The following is an 18890-nucleotide window of genomic DNA, read 5'->3' as shown; positions in this document are numbered from 1 at the left end:
AAATGTGCAACTACGCATCCGTGTAAATATTAATGAACACTAAAGTAAGCCTTATAAAGCTGGGATAACTAAAAATGAAAATTGATTTAGCAACGTTTTTACCTTATCAATTAACGAATGTAGCAACACGTGTAAGTAATGACTTTGCCGAGGTTTATCAAACTAAATACGGTTTAAATATTCCGCAGTGGCGAATACTTGCTAATTTAGCGCAGTATGGTCAGAGCAACGCAAAGGATTTATGCACGCAAGCAAATATGGACAAGTCGACAGTGTCGCGTGCGGTAAAAGTTTTAATAGATAAAGGTTTAGTGAAAAGTGAGTTAAATGCACAAGATAAACGCGCGGCCTTACTTGTACTGAGCAAAGCAGGGCAAAACTTATATGAGCAAATAGCACCCGATGCACTGAATTGGGAAAAACAATTACTGAATACTTTAACCAACGAAGAATACGAAGTGTTAGTGGGTATTTTTGAAAAGTTAAATAACAAATTAAAGGCATAAAAAAGCCCACCAAAGTGGGCTTTTAAATGATGTTTTAGGTTACAGTTCTAAATTAGAAAGTGTAACGAACACCTACACGCATTTGCCATACAGATGCACTATTTTCCGTAGTTGTACCTACGTTATTAGAGTTAAACCCAGAGTAAACGTAGCGACCATCATCATCAATAGATGTTGAAATCACACGGTTGCCTACAAAAGAACCTTTCTTAAGTACGCCCCAATCATCGTTTAACAGATTTGTAAGGTTATCAATTACGAAGAATGCTTCACCTTTGTGACCTTCCATAAGCCCTGGAAGCTCTTGCGTTAACTTAAAGTTAAATTTAACAAACCAATCTGCATTTTGTGAGTTACGTCCAGCAATTTCACCACGCTCTAGACCTTCTGAAGCGATGAAATCATTGAATTCATTGATTTCAGCAGCACTCATGTCGTAAACAACGTTAGGATCGTTTTCAAGTGGAACGTATAATAGTTGACGAGAGCCAGAACCGTAGTTATTAGTATCACCAAACGTATTATCGCTATTGTTAAACACATAGCTGTAAGGTAAACCTTTATATGCTTCACCGAATAGGTTAAAGCGAGTAGCAAATCCATCAACAAACTCATGGCTATAACCAAGAGTCATAGTAAAGCGATGTGGTATTTCGTAATCAGATGATGCAACACCAGGGTTACCTGGATCTGTTAATGCTAAATTACTGTAATTAGAATCAGCAACCGAACTCGTCATTGGGTTCACATCATCAGAATCTGTGTACGCGTAACCAAAGCTAAAGTTAACACCATTATCGTACTGTTTACTAATGCCTAATGAGATAACTGATGAATCACCGCTATCACCGCTCACATTTGTAAGTAAGTAGTCACGTGAGCGAGTATCACCCGGATTTAGAGTATCATCTTTACCAGTATACAAAGGACGGCCATCAAATGTCGTTTGACCTGAGTTAACTAAACCAAGGTCAATTAGCGTAGCAGCATCTTTCTTTTTAGAGTATAAGTAATCAAGTGAGATTACATACTCATTTTCGGTAGTATAAGTAGCGCCTAAAGAATATTTCCACTCTGATGGCAATTCAAAATCAGGGTCTACGGCATTTACATTAGAGTCACCAGAACCAATTTCTGTTCCAGCTATAGTATCAAATTGAGACTGTGGTACTTCGTAACCAGGTGCTCCGCCGTTTACATTCGGTGTGTTGAACAAATCTACTCCACGAATTTGAGAGGCAATTTGTGTAATACCGTCATTCGAGTAAGAGTTAGACAACCAAACATTTGGGTTACCACCTGAGAATAAACCAGCGCCTGCACGCACTTCAAGTTCATCTGTAGCGTACCATTGGAAGCCTACACGTGGTTGAATTAAGTCAATACCATCAAATGTACTTTGGTTACTGAAACCGTAGCGAGCTGTATAATTTTTATTAAGGTTTGGTTTATCATCGCTAGTGTACTTATCATAGCGAAGGCCAAATGTTAGACTTGCGTCGATATCGGTAAAGCTGTATTCATCTTGAACGTATAATGTATGCTGTGCATATTCAAAGCTTGCTGCAACATCATTTGGATCGTTTGTAGCAGCAGCATTATTGTAATAAATACGTGCCGCCTGTCCGTTTTCGAAGTCTTCTACAGAGTCAAAGCGCCATTCACCTTCTGTATGCTGTACGAATAAATTAAACACTTCAAGATTTTCATACTCATAACCAGCTGTTATTGTATGTTGATCTAGATAGTATGTACCCGCAAATTTAGCGGTCGTTGTATCGTAGTTTAAATCGTTAGATTGGCGAGAGTCATCTGGACCAATATAAATTGTACCGCCGTTCGCAGTACTGATTTGCATTTCACCAAAACTGCTTGCTGCGTCTAAAGACTCCACTCTAGCATCAAGCTCAGATTTACCTATGCGTACTTCAGTAGAAAAATCATCAGACCAGTCTGAGTATATTGAACCTATAATTGATGTAAATTCAGCACCCTGTTCATAAAAGTGATTTGATAATGAAAGCTCATCGTTATCAGCATCTGACTGAGATATAGTGAATGCATCGTTGTAGTTATAAATCAAGTTTGCGCGATGATTTTCATTGATGTTCCAATCTAGTTTAACTAAGATTTTTTCATCTTCAATAGGCATACTCGAAGGCATACCGCCGGCATCATAGTTATAGAGAGATTGTGAAGCAGCTTGAACTCTAGAAAGGTCATCAGCAGTAACACTACCACTAGTCAGGCCACCGTAGTTAAACTGTTGTACACCCTCAAGTTTTTCATATGAGGTGAATAAAAATAGTTTGTCTTCGATTAATGGTAAGCCAACATTAAAGCCGTAGCGCTTTTCTGTGTAATTACCTGCATCGTAATCTTCACCTTCAATTGAATCACCCTGCATAGAGTCATTTGTGTAATCGAAGAATACGCCGCCATGTAATTCATTACCACCAGATTTAGTTACAGCGTTGATGTTACACGATGTAAAACCACCGTATTGAACGTCAAATGGGGCAAGTTCAGCTGAAACTTGTTCAATTGAATCGAAAGAAAAAGGAGCATTTATTGTCGGGTAACCATTTGAGCTTAAGCCGAAGTTATCGTTCATACGAACGCCGTCTAGCGTTAAGCTATTGTAGCGAGGGTTACCACCACCACAGTTAATTGAACCACGGCTATCATCAATTGTGATACGTGGGTCGATACGGATAATGTCTTTTAAATCACGGTTAATAGCTGGTGTATTTTCAAGATCAGTTAGCGTAAATGTAGACGCCGGACCAGTACCACCAGACATAGCACTAATTGGCGCGCCAGAAACTACAATTTGTTCCATGCTTGATTGTGACTCAAGAGAAACGTTTACTGGATAATCGTTACCAATATTAAGAATAATGTTATTGAATTCTTGGTCTGCATATACATCTGAATCAACAATTACTTTATAAGGACCGCCAACTCGCAGGCCTTTAGCTGTGAAATAACCTGCGTCATTTACTTCAGTTGTTTTTACTGATCCAGAAGGTACGTGTAAAATTGTTATTTTAGTGCCGGCTGCTGGGTTGCCGTTAGGCCCCATTACTTGACCTTTAATTGCAGAGGTCGTTTCGTTAGCCATTGCAGCGCCACTTACACCAACACATGCTGCAATAGCAAGTGAAAGAGCTGTTTTGCGTAATTGAGTTTTCATTTAATTTTCCCGTGTAGTTATTAATTAAATTTTTATATTTTTATTTTAAAATTTTTCAAAATAAACAGTTAAAGTTCATTTATTCAAAATCCGTTACTAGTGTACCTTATTTATTCGTTACAAATAAAATACAACTGCAATATATTTTTAATAAATAGTACTATTTTTGTCTATTTGAGTGTTTTTTTGAGCAATAACTCTATATCGGGGTATATATTACGTGGGCTTTATGACAAACATGTGAAATTGGGGTGCGAAAAACAAAAAACCCATCACAATTTTGCAATGGGTTTTGTTAACAAATAACTTAATGTGTTATTACTTACCTATTAAGACTTAAAACTTGTAGCTAATACCAACTTTAGCCTGCCAAGCTGATGAGCTAGTTTGGTATTGACTGTAGTTACGAACGTCAGCACCATTAAATTTGCCATCAATTATATAACGACCTTCATCATCTAACCCACCAAAATCATAAACAGCTTGATCAGAGAAACCTAAGCGTTTTTCAACACCCCAATCACTGTTTAGTAAGTTTGCGAAGTTATCAACCATGAAGTAAACCTCACCGCTGTGACCTTCAGCAAAACCTGGGATTTCTTGTTTGATACTTACATCCATCGTAGTAACCCAAGGTTGAGTACCTGAGTTACGGCCTAAAATTTCACCACGTTCTGAGATACCAGCACGATTTAGAAGCGTTTCTAATTCATTCCAAGATAAACCAGACTCATCCCAATTTACATTTGGATCATCAGCGCCAGTTGGAATGTAAGCTAGGTAAGCTGAGCTTGAGTAAAAGTCGCGTGTATCACCTAAGTCACTATCTTGATACATGCCCATAGTGTAGCTAAATGGACGGCCAGAGCGGCGTTCAAAATACACGTTAAACTTAGTTGCATAACCACTGAAAAATTCAGTGTTATACGCTAGGTTTATTTTAAAGCTGTGCTCTACTTCGTATGAACCACGATCTGCAAAGTCTTCATTACGGTTACGTGTAATGTTGTATTGGTAGTTACTTTGAGCACGAGAAGATGAACCCGATGAGGCCTCAGTTACGTCTTGGTGTGCATAACTTGCAGAAACATACAGGCCATTTTCAAATTCTTTTGCAATGCCGGTAGAAATAATGATTGAACGTCCATCGTCAGATGAATTAGTCATTGCAATATCAAAGTTATCTGCAAGGTCGCCAGTATAAATACTTTCGTTAATTACACGCTCACCATCAGCAGCAACACCAATTGGGTTTAAAGCAGTGTTATGCCATACAGCTTCGTTTTCTTTTTTATGGTAAGCAATTTCTGCTTGCCATTTGAAGCCTTCTCCAAGTAGTTCTGAGTCAAACTCGTATTCAAAACCAACTTGAGCTCTTATGCTCGATGGAAGCTCAAAATCAGGGTCAACATAGTTTGTGCTACCGGCACCTTGGACTAACGTGTCTTTAATAGCGTCAGGTACTTGCGTAATATCGGCTTGGTTATTGGCGTAATAATCATTAATAGCGCTTTGTGGTGCTTCAACAAATGTAATACCGTCATTTTGGAAAGAGTTATTGTACCAAACGTTTGGAATACCACCTTGGAATCGACCTATACCACCATTAATGGTTAATGCTTCAGTTGCATAATATTTAAAGCCAATACGCGGTAAAATTATATCTAAACCATCAAGATTCTCTTGATTGCTAAAGCCGTAAGTATTTAAAAAGTTTTCGTTTAAAGTTGGTTTATCGTCTGATGATAAACGCTCATAACGAACGCCAGCTGTTACTTCTAAATCATCACCAACATAAAAAGTATCTTCGATATAAAGTGCTAATTGGTTACGTGTCGCATCGTATGCAGTGTCATTTGGGTTATTTGTGTACGCGTTACTGTAAGAAAAGTCGTATGTACCTCTAAAGTTACCCACTTCACGGTTTGCAAAACCTTCGAAGTCATCAAATTCCCAAGAACCTAATGAGTTAGATGCAAATAAGTTATATAAATTTAGCGATTCATACTGCATACCAAAGTTAATTTCGTGCTCATCCATTAAGTAAGTGGCATCGAAAGTAAGCGTTAAGTTTTCAGTCGATGAGCTATTTGCATGGCGGAATTCATCTGTACCAAACTCATAAGCTGGACCACGGAAGTACTCTTCAACTTTCACAAAGCCAATATCAGAGTTAGTTAAGCTTCTTGATGATACATCTTTGTAAGCGATACCAATTTCAGTTGAGAAGTTTTCATTCCAGTCTGAATATAATTTTGTCGCAAAATTATTGAATTTAGTAGCGTAAGTATAACGGCTTGACGCTAAGCTTACTGTACTACCGCCAGTGCCGACATTTGTTTCGTCTTTATCGTCTTGCCATTGGTAAGTGAAATCTAAACGATGATCATCATTAATATTCCAACTTAATTTAACAAGCAATGATTCGTTTGTATCTTTAGGGTCACCACCTAGAGAATCGGTTAAGCCGTATTCATTATTTAAAATATTAATAAATTGGTTGTAGCTTTCTTCTGTTACATCATATTCATTCGTTGCACCAGAGCCTTCAAAACCGTAATCTAAATCAAGTTCACTTGTCCATTTGTTGTAGTTAACAAAGTAAAACAAAGTATCGTCGATTAATGGGCCGCCAACATTAAAGCCATAACGTTTCTCAGTTTGAATTGGTTCTACCTGATCAATAACGTATGTACGGTGTCCATCTTCATCTAAAACAGGGTTACCATCTGCATATACTTGAGAAATACTGTCTACATCACCTGCAATATCAGGAGTAGATATTTCATAAAAGCCAGAAAATTTAAACTCATTAGTACCTGATTTTGTTACTGCATTAATGGTACCTCCCCCAAAGTTACCTTTAGAGGCTGAGAACGGAGATACATCAACAGAAATTTGCTCAATTGCATCAAGTGCTACAGGTGGTTGCGAAGTAGGGTAGCCACCGTAACTTAAACCAAAGTCATCATTTTGGCCAATACCGTCAACAGTTAAGCCGTTGGTACGCGGGTTACTACCTGCAAACGTTAGCTCACCACTACCATTAATGCTGGCGAGTGGATTTAAACGCGCAATATCTTTAATATCACGGTTAAAGCTTGGCATATTCTCAATAGTGTCAGAGCCAAATGTACTGCTAGAGCCACCTGATTGCTGAACAATCTTATAACCAGACACTTCAATCTTTTCGATGTTTAGCGGAGCAAGCTGCGAGCTTAAACGGTAAGTTTCACCCAGATTTAGATAGATATTTTCAACAGTCGTATCGTTAAATGTATCAGAATCGATGATAACCATGTAAGGACCACCTACACGTAAGCCATTAGCGATAAACGTACCACTTTCGTTTGTAGTTAGTTCGCTAATAGTTCCCGTTGGTTGGTGAACTACTTTGATTTTAACGTTTGCAGCACTGCCACCTGAAGGCGTCGTAATTTTACCACGCATTGCAGATGAAGTATCAGCAGCCATTGCGCTTGTAGAAACACCTAGAGCTAAAATTACCGCTCCAGTTAATTTCGAAAGGCGAAGCTTAGTCATAATGTTGATTTCCCGTGTGTAGGTTATATAAATTTAATACTGTTTATTTATCAGTCGTCATTTTTAGTGCCGTATCTAACTCTTTTGCAGAAGGGTCAAATAAGGCGTTTAATAGTCCAGCTAGTCGAATACCCGCTTGTTGTAGGCGTGTTTTTACAATTGGAGTGTTGTTATAAATGTAGCTGTACCCAACTTCGTCGTTGGTGTACTTATAAATTTTTGTTGCTAAATTGTGTGATTCTTCAACCCAAGTTTTAGGTGAGCTTTGTAAATACTCAGCAATTAATTCGCTGTTATTTGTATCAATAAATTGAGCGTATTCAGTAAACGACAAGTTCTCGTTCTCAACTAACTTTGTATCCCAAAGGCTGTGAAGGTTTGTTTCTTCGTTAAAAAAAGAAACCTTAATACGGTTACCACCTCTGTCTTCACCTCGACCGGCATGAAAAGGTTGATGACTGTCGCCTACTAAATGCACTAAAAAACGTAAACTGAACTGTTTAGCATCTAAGGTGCTATTTTTATCGGTGAGCGTTTGCATTGAATAGTGAATACCCTCGAGGATATTACTTACAGATTCTTTGTTTTTAGTATGATCGTGATTGAAGCTGAAAGATTTTCCTGGGGCTGCATTAATGTAATGCCAACGAGATGATTTCTTTTGCCAAAAGTCGCCAGGAGCAGAGCGCATTTCATCAGGCCACGTTGATATTTGCGCAAGTGACTCACCATCTAAATAAGGTTTAATTGCTGCTTTAGTTGTTTCGCTTATATGAGATTGTGCAATCTGCCCTACAATACGGTGGCCATTTTGACCCCAAGCGTGTGAGTTAGTGCTTGTGAATATCGCACTAATCAAAAGCGCAGAAGATATCGAGTACTTTATATTGTTATGCATTAAAACTTCCTAAATGAATATTTCATGGGGTTGCTATAAGCTAATGCGGTCAATTGTCCTCATTTTTAATGTTGATAGGAAGGACTTATTAAAATTCATAATTTCTTATTCAATTACGTTTAAAATCAGTCTCTTATATTTAATAGGTAAAATTACTTGTTGTAATAGGTAAGCGAAATTGTTCAAATACACTATATCGTCTATTTTTGGGTGGCATTGCTTTGAATTATAAAAATATTGTGTTGCACAAAATGTTAATTGTTACATTTTTGTTTCTATTGTTGGTCGTTACGTGGGTTTGCGGTCAAGTTAGTGTATACAATGATGATTTACATTTTCCGGTTATGATCGAAACCTCAACAGAGTGTCAAACAACTGCTACAAGTAATAAAGGCCAATTAATTGTTTTTACACAATCAAAAAAAATAGCCAAATTATTAACACAAAAGTTATGCTCTGATAACGTAGTAGCTAAGCAATATGGCTCGGTAAAAGGGTATTGGGGATATAGAACGGCAGATAGCTTTGAGTTTGTTGGTAAAGGAATTGCTGACCTAATTTTGGCTAAAAGTAATATTATGGCTGCATTTAAAGCGGAGTCGACCTATAACTACCAACCCGTAGTTGGTTTTTCTGACTACACGGCTTTTTTTATATCTTCTAAAGAAAAACCTCGAATTACTAAACAATATTTTTTAGATAAACGCATAGGTTTGCTTGATTATCCTACCAGCCGATCAGGGCATATTTTACCAAAGCAAATGTTTAAAGAACTGGATATAAATTTAGCTAATTTGAAAATCACTTATGCTAGTTCTCATAACGAATTACGCGATTTACTCGCCGACGGAAAAGTAGATATTATTGCTTCGTTTTGGAAAGAGAGTGACGAAAAACGTTTTTCAAAAAACTATATTACGCCTTTGAGTAATAATATTACTGGAACAAGATGGTATTTAAAAATGCAGCAAAACAATACTGATTTATTATGTGCAGTACAGGCAAATTTGCTTGATATGTCTAAAGATCAAAGTTTGCATTATTATCAAAATGCACAATCGTTTTGGAGTTGCGGTACTAGCTCAGTAAACTTAAAAGAGGAAGTTAGTGATGAGTAAATATAAACAACTACTTGTTTTACTATGCTTATTTTTAACTTTATCTTCTGTGTTTTATATTTCTGTAATTCAAAAAAGCCAGCAAGTAACTAAACAAAAAATAACGCAGATAGAAAGGCAAATAGCACTCGACTTACCATTACTTGATTTATCAAATGAGCTGCTAAAGCATTCGGGGAATAAAGATGCGGTTAATAGCTACATTAAAACCTTAAATAGCTACATTAATTCGAACGATCTTAAAGTTGTTGCTATTGCACCAAAAGGCGAAATGCTAGCACCTGTAAACTTACACCAAATAACACGTAGTTTGAGCACTAATAACGGACCTGTATTAGTTGTATTTAACGTTCAGCAAACCCACTTTACATTAAGCCATTTTATTTACTATTTTATATTTTTAGTATTAAGTGTGTTGATTAGTTTTTGGGTAAAATTTGCGTTTATTAAACAAAGTAATAAGCAGTTTAATAATGCACAGCATCAGTCAATTACAGAGCCTACGCCGCTGATGCTTATAGTTGACCTTAACGATAAAACACTATCAAGTAGTTGTAGTGCAGAGCAAAAAGTGGGTTTAGCCAATAAGCCATTATGCTTTTATTTAGCACTTGTAGAGTATTGTACAAATAACGATGATGTAGCGCTTAGTCATAATAAAGATGTACCTGAGGAGCTTCTAGAGCTCGCTAACAAGTATTTTTATAGGTTGGTAGAGCTTGGTCATACGGTTAGAAAAAGGCCTAATTTTAATAATAGCCTAGAAAAAACCTTGAGTGAGATACGTGCGGCATTAGATGAAGTACTTAGCGAGTGTCCTGAAGAAAAAGAGTTATATTACCCACCTAAAGCCTATGGAGAAGGCTCTCGTTCTCGTTTGCATAGTTATGGGCTGGCAAATATTAAAAAGGGTAATATTGAAATAAGAGGAAAGTAACTAGATTACTTTCCTCTTATTCTTAGAGGTTATTTAGGGGTAAATTCAGCCGCTTTGAGAGGGCTATTTTTTGAAATAAAGTCTTGAAGTGCTTTAGCATCTGTTTCGTCTGTACTTACAAAGCCTTTTTTATTTGTAAGTGCAGGATAACCATCACCGCCTGATGCGTTATAGCTATTTAGACTCATTCTGTATGTTTTATTTTTATTAAGCGGTTCGCCATTGATCAAAACATTAACCAACTGATTATTTTTACGCTCAAACGATATTTTATGGTATTGCAAATAAGCACCAGCATCCGGTGGGAAGCTCGTTACTGTATTTAAGTAATCCCATAAATCACTGCCTTGCCAATCCATATAAGTAATGCGGTTTTTAAAAGGATGTACTTTTAAAATATCTTTATAGCTTACTTTACCAGCCTCTATTGAGCTGCGAATACCACCGCCACTTATTAATCCAAAGTCTGCATTTACTACGTCCATTTGAGCTTGAATAATTACACGTGCAAGGTTTGTTTGTTGGTAACGAACTTTGTTTCTGTCACCTTCTAAGCGAGCATCTACTTCACCAATGGTACCTTCAATTTGTTTAGCGCCTTTAGCTTGGTATACCGCTAAATAAGATTCAAGTTTAGGGTCTGGTTTAATGTACTCGTTTGCTAATACTGCTTTAGTAGAGCCATCAGCTTGAACTTTATCTACATACAAATTAACAGGCATGAGTTTGTAGTCTAGTAACGTTAATTTTCCGTTTTCAAGCTTAAACTCAGCTTTACCAACATACTTACCCCATTCATGGGCTTGCATAATGTAAGTACCGTTTTGCTGGTCTGGCTTACAGGCAAGGCCAGGTTTAAAGTTATCGTCATTTACATTTGTATCACTCATACACACAGGTTCTTGTGAGTGACCGCCAATGATCATATCAAGTGTGTTTGCAGGAAGTGAGCGAGCAAGTGTTACGTCACCTGGTGCATTAATGCCAAAGCTAGCATCAACATAATGACCCATATGAGTCAGCGCAATGGTAATGTCAGGGTTGTACTTAGCTTTTATTTCTTTAGCTAGTTTTGCGGTAACGTCAACAGGGTCTTTAAACTCTAAGTGGCCAATATACTGAGGATTACCAATTTTAGCTGTGTCTGTTGTTGTTAATCCAATAACAGCAATAGTTAAGCCATTTTTTTTGAATATTTTATAGCTATCAAACGCATGTTCGCCTGATTCTTTTTCAAATATATTGGCTGATAGAAAAGGAAAGTTCACCCATTTTTGCTGTTGCTTCAAAACATCAATAGGATTATCGAATTCGTGGTTGCCTAATGCCATTGCATCATAACCAATCAGCGACATACCTTTAAAGTCAGGTTCTGCATTTTGTAAATCTGACTCAGGAATACCGGTATTAATGTCACCACCAGAGAGAAGTAAAACGGCATGACCTTGCTTTTGGGCGTCATTACGTAAAGAGTCAATTAACGTTTTGCGAGCGGCCATACCGTATTCGCCTTTTTCGTTTTGCCAAAAACGGCCGTGATTATCATTAGTATGAAGAACAGTTAAATATTCAGTAGGAGTACTGTTAGAGGTTGATTCAGGAGCAGGAGATGTACATCCAAGTACACTAAAAATAATCGAAAATAAAATAATTATACGCATAAAATACCTATGGATTAAGGTCTACTTAATTTATCAAGCGGGTAGTTTAAACTAGTTTTATGCTAAAAAAACGTACTTATTGACATTTTATTTAGAAGGTACAGTTAATCGATTTGTGGCGGCACTTTCGCGACGCTTTAACTCTGCATCCGCATATTCCCGCTTAGTATGGTTTATACCTACCATCCACGTTAAAAAGCTCGCCGGTAGTTTTGTGTATGGTTCACCTTTGTGTAAACCAAAGTCGCAAATTGTTTGTTTAGTGTGTGGCATTGTTAGGTCCTGTTGTTTGTGTTTTTTTAAGGTAACAAATAAGTGACCACACTTTTAAGATGATTTAATTTTAAATAGTTAGATTTATATAGCAAAAAAGAATATAAATAATGGCATATGTAATTAATTTGTTATCAACACGGTCTTAATTGTATCAACTCACACTTTAGAATCGATTTTAGTCGCCGATGGCATTAATGTGTTAACGCATTAACTAATTATTTAAAAAATATAACAACAGGAATAAAACATGAAAAAACTTTTACTTGGCTCAGCATTTGCTGCAGCAAGTTTTACAAGCACCGCTACTATAGTTGAAATGAACACGAGCCAAGGTGTCATAGAGATTAACTTGTTTGATCAACAAACCCCCAAAACAGTCGCAAATTTTTTAAGTTACGTTCAAGACGATTCATATAACGAAACAGTAATTCACCGCTCTGTTAGTAACTTTGTTATTCAAGGTGGTGGATTTACATTTTCTGATTCGCTAGATGCGATTACTACAAAGCCTGCTGTAGAAAATGAGCCCGTTTTTTCTAATGTTAAGGGCACCATTGCGATGGCTAAATTATCGGGTGATGCTAATAGCGCAACAAGTCAGTGGTTTTTTAATATTACAGACAATAGTGCAGCACTTGATACGCAAAATGGTGGCTTTACTGTGTTTGGACAAATTACTGCAGCAAGCCAATCAACGTTAGATAAAATTGCAGCGTTAGTACACTGTGGTGAAACACCCGTGGTTGATATTACTGCTGAGCAATGTGCAAGTACTGATGTAACAATTAGTAGTGCTAACTTAGTGACTATTCAAAATGTGGCGGTAATGGATGATGATCCTAATTCAGCAGCAGGCCTTACTGTTACTGAAAATACGTTAATTGATTCTGACACATCAACAGATCCTAGCAGCAGTTCTGGCGGCGGGTTAATTTGGCTTTTAGGTGCTTTTTTACTTGCGGTACCTCGTTTAAAACGTGCTAAATAATTAAAATTAACGTTAATGTGGATGGCCTAAACCAGCCGTCCACATTACTATTATTAAACTTTGCTATTTAAAATAGTACTCGCCAAACCATTGCTAGCCAAATTGAAAACACACAAACACAACCCAGTAAAAATACGTTAAAACGTGCGCGTACGTTGTTTTCACCTAAATGAATAACGCTATGCACAATACGTGTTGCTACAAATAAACAGGCCAGTATTGCCACAAGTGTACTGGCGCTATTTAGTTGCAGTGCAAGTAAACACCCCGCGTAAAAAAGCACTGGTATTTCAAACTGATTTGAAAAATTTCTATCTGCCACCCTAATAGTGTCGCCAGCCTTATCTAACTGCATTGTTTTAAAATCACTTAAATCTAGTTGTTTATTTTTAGCTGCGGCAAAGCGCCTTTTACCCATAATGAGCATGACAACCAGTGAAAGCGTAACTTGTGCAAACATGGCAAGTATGATGATTTTTTCCATTGTTTTTCCTTATTATTTAGAATTTGCGTATTTTTTGATATTGAATGATTTTTAGTCTCGCAAGGTTGGCAGACTCCCAACTAATATCCAATTATGAAGACATTTTTCACAATGTGTTACACAAAATAGCGTTATTTTGTAGAAAGTTATTAATTGAAAATGTTAGTTTAGCTTAACTATATTGCTTTGAATTGGCGCACGCTATTTTGCGCAATACTTTTTAATGGAAAACAAAAATGAAAAAGATTATTGGTTTTAGTGCCATCGCACTTGCAGTTTTAAGTGGTTGTTCAAATACGGCTTCGGTTTCAGTGGCGCCTCAGGCCTCTTTACTATCAGATACGTTAGTCGTAAGTCCTAACGATAACCGCGAATATAAAACACTTAAGCTGGCAAACGACATTGAAGTAATTTTAGTGTCAGATCCAGGTGCTGAAAAATCAGCAGCGGCACTAAGCGTTGGTGTTGGTTTACTGCACGACCCGATGTCGCAGCAAGGTATGGCGCATTATTTAGAGCACATGCTGTTTTTAGGCACAGATCGCTACCCAGACACAAAAGGGTATTCTGATTTTATGACCAAAAATGGTGGCGCGCACAATGCTTACACGTGGCTCGATATTACTAATTACATGTTTAAAATTAATAACGACGCGTTTGATGAAGGGCTAGACCGTTTTGCTGACTTTTTCAAAGCGCCTAAGTTATACCCAGAATACACAGATAAAGAAAAAAATGCAGTAAACGCAGAGTGGTCAATGCGCCGCGAAATGGACTTTTTTGGACAATTTAAACTCGCGCGTAAAATGATGGGCGATCACCCGGCTAATCGCTTTTTAATTGGTAACCTAGAAACCCTTGGCGATAAAGAAAACAGTTCACTTCATAAAGAAACGGTTGATTTTTATAATAAATACTACTCTTCAAATATTATGAAAGTTGCGCTTATTTCTAATTTACCTATTGCTGAAATGGAGCAAAAAGCGCAAAAATACTTTGCTGACATAAAAAATAAAAATATCGAAAAACCAACAGTGACTGCAAAAATTGATTTTGATAACGCTGGCGGAAAACGCGTGTTTTATGCACCAAATGAAGATGTAAAACAGCTGCAACTTGATTTCACCATTGCTAATAATAATAGCGAATTTGCACTTAAACCAAATAGATTTGTAGCGTATTTACTAAGTAATGAAATGCCGGGCAGCCCAGCGCAACTTCTTCGTGATAAAGGGTGGGTGTCTCAGCTTTCTGCTTCAGCTGCACCAAATCAATATGGCAACTACGGTTCGTTAAATGTAAATGTAGAGCTTACCGATGAAGGCATGAAAAATCGTGATGAAATAGTTGCAACTATCATGCAGTACATCGACCTAATTAAAAAAGAAGGTGTTGATAGCAAGTACTTCAACGAAATTCGTACTTCCCTTAATAACCAATTTAAGTTTTTAGAAAAAGGTGATGAATTTAATTATGTAAGTTCGCTTACGCAAAGCATGCAAGATTATCCGTTAAATCACGCTATTAATGCACCTTATTATTATGCAAAGTTTGACGCTGACGCTGTAAACAATGTACTTGAGCAGTTAAATGCCGACACCCTTCGTATTTGGTATGTATCGCAGCAAGAAGAGACAGACTCACAACTACACTTTTACGACGGTAAATACCGCATCAGTGATATTAGCGATGATGAAATTGCCAGCTGGAAAAAACCAAGCGAATTTAAGTTAGCACTACCAACAGTAAACAATTTATTGCCTGAAAATTTTGCAATAAAAACGCAAGCATTTAAAGAGCAAAAACACCCAGAACTTGCTTACGATAAAAGTGGTGTAAAAGTATGGCGCCAAGCAAGTCAAAAATTTGCAGAGCAGCCAAAAGGGCTTGTCGAAGTTTATATAAATACTCAACCCGGTTTGAACGATATTAAAGCAGAAGTACTTTATTCTGTTTGGGCTGATTTATACAATATTCAACAAAGTCAGTTAAGTACCGAAGCAGCAATCGCCGGTATGAGCGTAAGCTTAGCACCGAGTAATGGTCTTGTTTTATCTATGAGTGGTTTTACAGATAAGCAAGATGTATTGCTTAAACAAGCTTTAACCGGATTAAAAGCCGATGAAACAGCACAAGCATTTAGCCAAGCGGTAGATCGCTTTAAGCGTAATTTACTAAACCAACAAAAGCAGTTTCCGTATGCACAAGCATTTGGCGAGTATTCAAAACTAACGCGTACAGGTGGCTTTGATACAGATGCGCTTATTAAAGCCGCTGACTCACTGAGTGTTGCCGACTTAGCACAATTAAAAACAGCTACGTTTGCACAAAACGATTTACGTGTATTTAGTTACGGTAACTACGATCAGCAAGATATAGACGCGATTGCACAAGAGTTAAGTGCAACATTACCAAGTAATCATAAGCGCAGTGAATTTGCACGAAGCAAAGCGTGGTTGCCACAACCGGGCGAAACGCTGGTACTGCAAAAAGATATTGATGTAGCCGATGTAGCGGTGGTCGATATGACCGTTCATCCTGTTGCGGGTTACAAACAAAAAGCAGAAGCAGCTGTATTACAAAGCCACTTTAGAACAGTTGCGTTTGATAAAATGCGTACTGAGGAGCAACTTGCATACGCAGTAGGTGCGTTAGCTCGCCCAATTGAAGATTACTCAGCAATTGGTTTGTATATCCAAACACCGGTTAAAGGACCAAAAGAAATACAAGCTCGTTTTGATAAATTTAAAAAAGAATACGCAGTTGAACTTGATAACATGAGCGAAGAGACTTTTGAGCAGCTGAAAAACTCTACCCTTGTATCACTTAAAGAGCAGCCTAAAAACTTAAGTGACGAAATGAGCCCACTTATAAACGATTGGTACCGTGAAAACTTTACCTTTGATTCTAAGCAAAAGCTGATTGATGAAGTTGAAAAAGTAACGCTTGCAGATATAAAAGACTACTACAAGCAAACAATGCTTAACCCTAATGCTGCACGTTTAAATGTGCAATTACGCGGGACTAAGTTTATAGAAAGTGACTTTGCCGATTTACCAAATCAAACTAAAATCACAACGCTTGATGCCTATTACAATGGTATTAAACTACAAAAATAAGCTTTATTTATGTAGCTAAAATAAACCCCAATGTATCACTACATTGGGGTTTTTATTTATTCAGCTAATTTATGCCATTATCAAAAAGCCTATAACAGCTAATGCCGCAGCAATTAGCGTGTATGGCAATTGTGTAACAGCATGGCTCATTAAATTACAACCAGAACCTTGCGCTGCGAGTACGGTTGAATCTGAGTAAAAACACGCTTGGCTACCAAAAGAAGAAGCCGATAATAGCGCCCCAATGACCAGTGGTATGTTTGCATCAACCGCATTAGCCAGTGGCATAACAATGGGAATTGATACAGCAAAAATACCCCAGCTAGACCCCGTTGCAAACGCTAAAATAGCCATTGAAATAAATACCACGGCTGGTAAGTATGCAGCGGTCATATAAGGACTTAAGCTGCCAATAACAAACTGAGGCAAACCAATTAAGTCGCATACATCTTTAAATATAAACGCAGCTATAACAGTACCAATCGCGGGGATCATACTTTTAAAGCCATCAAGCATGCGTTCAATCATTTCACTTACACTCATTAATTTTTGTAGAGCATAAAACGGGAGAGTGACCGCCATTGTTGCTAATAAGCCTTTGTATACGTCTATTTCAAAGTAAACAGTAAATGCAACCAGTAAAATAATCGGCACCAAAAAGTTACGTAATTTACCTTTAGGATCAGCATCTTCAAAGTTCTCTTCTACGGCTTTTACCGCATATTCATCCGCTGTTTGAACGTCATTGTATTGAGCAGGGTCGACTTGAGCTTGCTCAATTTGTGCCATTTGCTCTGCTTTTTTCATTGGACCAATCGCAGGAATAATACCCAGCACAACAAGTAAAACAACAAGCACTGCAAACCACGCATAAAACATGTACGGTATGGCTTGGATATAAACTGCAATCCCTTTGCCTTCTTCTGCAATACCGTTATCTACAAGTAAGCCACCAAAAAAAACCGCCCAGGTAGATAAAGGGACAAGTACACAAATTGGTGCAGCAGTAGAGTCTACAACATAGGCAAGCATCTCACGGCTCACTTTAAATTTATCGGTAATGCGTTTCATGGTTTCACCCACGGTAAGCGCATTTAAGTAGTCATCAATAAAAATAACTACACCCAAACAAAAGGTCATAAACAAAGATGAGCGTTTACCTTTAGTGTATTTAAGGGCTAACTTGCCAAAAGCCGATGCGCCACCTGTGCGCACTAATAGCGCGATTAAAGCACCGAAGCCACCACATACAAGTATTAGCCAGCCGATGGTTTCGTCTGTCATCACTTTTAGCGATGTACTCGCAAAGTTAGTAAGTACCTGTGCAGGATCGGCGATAACTAAACCAACTAAAGCACCAATAAGTAAAGATAAAATAGGGCGGCGTAATACAACAGCCAATACAACTACCACCAAAGGTGGCAGTAAACTTAACGCAGAAGGTTCAAGCATTTAAGTATTCACAAAATTAAAAGCATGTATAAAAATTACAATAGTATTAATTTTTAAACTGCTTATACAAAAACAAAGAAGATGATAAGTTTGTTGTAAAATCATCTTCCAAGTCACTGCTTTTGTACGCGAGGGAGAGACACATAAACAGTTATGTTAAATAGCGGCTTAAGTGAAACGCGTTGGCTTTGGCGCCAGACGGTGCAAGGAGTGCAAACCGCTATTGTTGTGCCTGTAAAAACATCGGCGCAAAAATAATCTGCTTTTTAATTTCAGTCAACAAAAAGTTACATGCAAAACAAAGTTTTTTAGAGGAGCTTACATTGAACGCTGTATTTAAAACAAATCGATTGTTGTTGCGCCATGCAAATGAGCTTGATGCAGCTATTTTACTTAAGCTAGTTAATCAGGCGAGTTTCATAGAGCATATTGGTGATAAAGCAATCTATACCCTTGATGATGCCAAGTCGTACATTATAGGGCCTGTTTATCTTTCGAGGTTAAATTTGCAGCAGTATGTTTGGTATTTAGGCAAGGCAGAGCCTATGTAGTGTGGTTATTCCCCATAAATAGGCGATAACACAGCATAAATGCCAAACATGCGCTGCCCGAAGGGTTCTACCTAGGGGCAATTAACTCTTTGTTGCTCGGTTTTTACTTAGCCCACTAGGTTATAAACCTCACGCCGCGATTAAATCGCCCCTAGATTGAA

The 18890-nt window shown here is 37.6% G+C and carries 13 protein-coding genes; 6 read left to right on the top strand and 7 right to left on the bottom strand.

Features of this window, described 5'->3' with window-relative positions:
* Positions 1–74 precede the first annotated feature (74 nt).
* Positions 75–506 carry a MarR family winged helix-turn-helix transcriptional regulator gene (locus H5089_RS12680; protein ID WP_024591817.1) on the top strand — a complete coding sequence of 144 codons (432 nt, stop codon included), beginning with the start codon at positions 75–77 and terminating at the stop codon, positions 504–506.
* Between the two features lie 52 nt (positions 507–558).
* On the opposite strand, the gene H5089_RS12675 is transcribed toward H5089_RS12680, so the two are convergent.
* The 3 genes from H5089_RS12675 to H5089_RS12665 form a co-directional block, all read right to left on the bottom strand.
* Positions 559–3702 (bottom strand): TonB-dependent receptor, encoded by a 3144-nt coding sequence (locus H5089_RS12675; protein ID WP_182712334.1) that lies wholly within the window; start codon positions 3700–3702, stop codon positions 559–561.
* 336 nt (positions 3703–4038) lie between these two features.
* Complete coding sequence (locus H5089_RS12670; protein ID WP_182712333.1) at positions 4039–7245, bottom strand: TonB-dependent receptor; 3207 nt, start codon at positions 7243–7245, stop codon at positions 4039–4041.
* 43 nt (positions 7246–7288) lie between these two features.
* Positions 7289–8143 carry a S1/P1 nuclease gene (locus tag H5089_RS12665; RefSeq protein ID WP_024594577.1) on the bottom strand — a complete coding sequence of 285 codons (855 nt, stop codon included), beginning with the start codon at positions 8141–8143 and terminating at the stop codon, positions 7289–7291.
* 251 nt (positions 8144–8394) lie between these two features.
* Here H5089_RS12665 and H5089_RS12660 point away from each other — a divergent pair, with 251 nt between their 5' ends.
* Both H5089_RS12660 and H5089_RS12655 read left to right on the top strand, forming a co-directional pair.
* On the top strand, positions 8395–9261 hold the full coding sequence (locus tag H5089_RS12660) for a hypothetical protein (protein WP_182712369.1): 867 nt from the start codon (positions 8395–8397) through the stop codon (positions 9259–9261).
* Positions 9254–10198, top strand: coding sequence for a hypothetical protein (locus H5089_RS12655; protein ID WP_024594579.1), 945 nt, complete (start codon positions 9254–9256; stop codon positions 10196–10198). The genes H5089_RS12660 and H5089_RS12655 overlap by 8 nt, the downstream gene beginning before the upstream one ends.
* A 29-nt stretch (positions 10199–10227) precedes the next feature.
* Here the strand turns inward: H5089_RS12655 and ushA are convergent, their stop codons facing one another.
* On the bottom strand, positions 10228–11859 hold the full coding sequence (gene ushA, locus H5089_RS12650; RefSeq protein ID WP_182712332.1) for a bifunctional UDP-sugar hydrolase/5'-nucleotidase UshA: 1632 nt from the start codon (positions 11857–11859) through the stop codon (positions 10228–10230).
* A gap of 87 nt (positions 11860–11946) precedes the next feature.
* The gene (locus H5089_RS12645) at positions 11947–12132 is read right to left on the bottom strand and encodes a hypothetical protein (RefSeq protein ID WP_024594581.1); all 186 of its coding nucleotides are present in this window, start codon (positions 12130–12132) and stop codon (positions 11947–11949) included.
* Positions 12133–12382: 250 nt separating this feature from the next.
* Between H5089_RS12645 and H5089_RS12640 the strand changes: the two genes are divergently transcribed.
* The gene (locus H5089_RS12640) at positions 12383–13123 is read left to right on the top strand and encodes a peptidylprolyl isomerase (protein ID WP_182712331.1); all 741 of its coding nucleotides are present in this window, start codon (positions 12383–12385) and stop codon (positions 13121–13123) included.
* 67 nt (positions 13124–13190) lie between these two features.
* On the opposite strand, the gene H5089_RS12635 is transcribed toward H5089_RS12640, so the two are convergent.
* Positions 13191–13607: an MAPEG family protein gene (locus H5089_RS12635; RefSeq protein ID WP_149603619.1), complete on the bottom strand. Its 417-nt coding sequence runs from the start codon at positions 13605–13607 to the stop codon at positions 13191–13193.
* A gap of 236 nt (positions 13608–13843) precedes the next feature.
* Between H5089_RS12635 and H5089_RS12630 the strand changes: the two genes are divergently transcribed.
* Positions 13844–16726 carry an insulinase family protein gene (locus H5089_RS12630; RefSeq protein ID WP_182712330.1) on the top strand — a complete coding sequence of 961 codons (2883 nt, stop codon included), beginning with the start codon at positions 13844–13846 and terminating at the stop codon, positions 16724–16726.
* A gap of 69 nt (positions 16727–16795) precedes the next feature.
* Here the strand turns inward: H5089_RS12630 and H5089_RS12625 are convergent, their stop codons facing one another.
* Positions 16796–18178, bottom strand: coding sequence for a Na+/H+ antiporter NhaC family protein (locus tag H5089_RS12625; protein WP_024604188.1), 1383 nt, complete (start codon positions 18176–18178; stop codon positions 16796–16798).
* 323 nt (positions 18179–18501) lie between these two features.
* On the opposite strand from H5089_RS12625, the gene H5089_RS12620 reads away from it, so the two are divergent.
* On the top strand, positions 18502–18729 hold the full coding sequence (locus H5089_RS12620; protein WP_370626123.1) for a hypothetical protein: 228 nt from the start codon (positions 18502–18504) through the stop codon (positions 18727–18729).
* The last annotated feature ends 161 nt before the right edge of the window (positions 18730–18890 follow it).

Origin of the sequence: Pseudoalteromonas sp. SR45-1, assembly GCF_014163655.1 — a bacterium.
GTDB classification, from domain to species: Bacteria; Pseudomonadota; Gammaproteobacteria; order Enterobacterales; family Alteromonadaceae; genus Pseudoalteromonas; species Pseudoalteromonas distincta.
Note: the sequence above shows the minus strand (reverse complement) of the source record. Positions and strands in the feature narration are given on the sequence as shown.

Excerpts from the sequence above, each read along its gene's own strand:
- H5089_RS12645 (WP_024594581.1), bottom strand. The coding sequence starts at position 12,132 with ATGCCACACACTAAACAAACAATTTGCGACTTTGGTTTACACAAAGGT.
- ushA (WP_182712332.1), bottom strand. The coding sequence starts at position 11,859 with ATGCGTATAATTATTTTATTTTCGATTATTTTTAGTGTACTTGGATGT.
- H5089_RS12635 (WP_149603619.1), bottom strand. The coding sequence starts at position 13,607 with ATGGAAAAAATCATCATACTTGCCATGTTTGCACAAGTTACGCTTTCA.
- H5089_RS12665 (WP_024594577.1), bottom strand. The coding sequence starts at position 8,143 with ATGCATAACAATATAAAGTACTCGATATCTTCTGCGCTTTTGATTAGT.
- H5089_RS12675 (WP_182712334.1), bottom strand. The coding sequence starts at position 3,702 with ATGAAAACTCAATTACGCAAAACAGCTCTTTCACTTGCTATTGCAGCA.
- H5089_RS12655 (WP_024594579.1), top strand. The coding sequence starts at position 9,254 with ATGAGTAAATATAAACAACTACTTGTTTTACTATGCTTATTTTTAACT.
- H5089_RS12680 (WP_024591817.1), top strand. The coding sequence starts at position 75 with ATGAAAATTGATTTAGCAACGTTTTTACCTTATCAATTAACGAATGTA.
- H5089_RS12630 (WP_182712330.1), top strand. The coding sequence starts at position 13,844 with ATGAAAAAGATTATTGGTTTTAGTGCCATCGCACTTGCAGTTTTAAGT.
- H5089_RS12625 (WP_024604188.1), bottom strand. The coding sequence starts at position 18,178 with ATGCTTGAACCTTCTGCGTTAAGTTTACTGCCACCTTTGGTGGTAGTT.
- H5089_RS12670 (WP_182712333.1), bottom strand. The coding sequence starts at position 7,245 with ATGACTAAGCTTCGCCTTTCGAAATTAACTGGAGCGGTAATTTTAGCT.
- H5089_RS12660 (WP_182712369.1), top strand. The coding sequence starts at position 8,395 with ATGTTAATTGTTACATTTTTGTTTCTATTGTTGGTCGTTACGTGGGTT.
- H5089_RS12640 (WP_182712331.1), top strand. The coding sequence starts at position 12,383 with ATGAAAAAACTTTTACTTGGCTCAGCATTTGCTGCAGCAAGTTTTACA.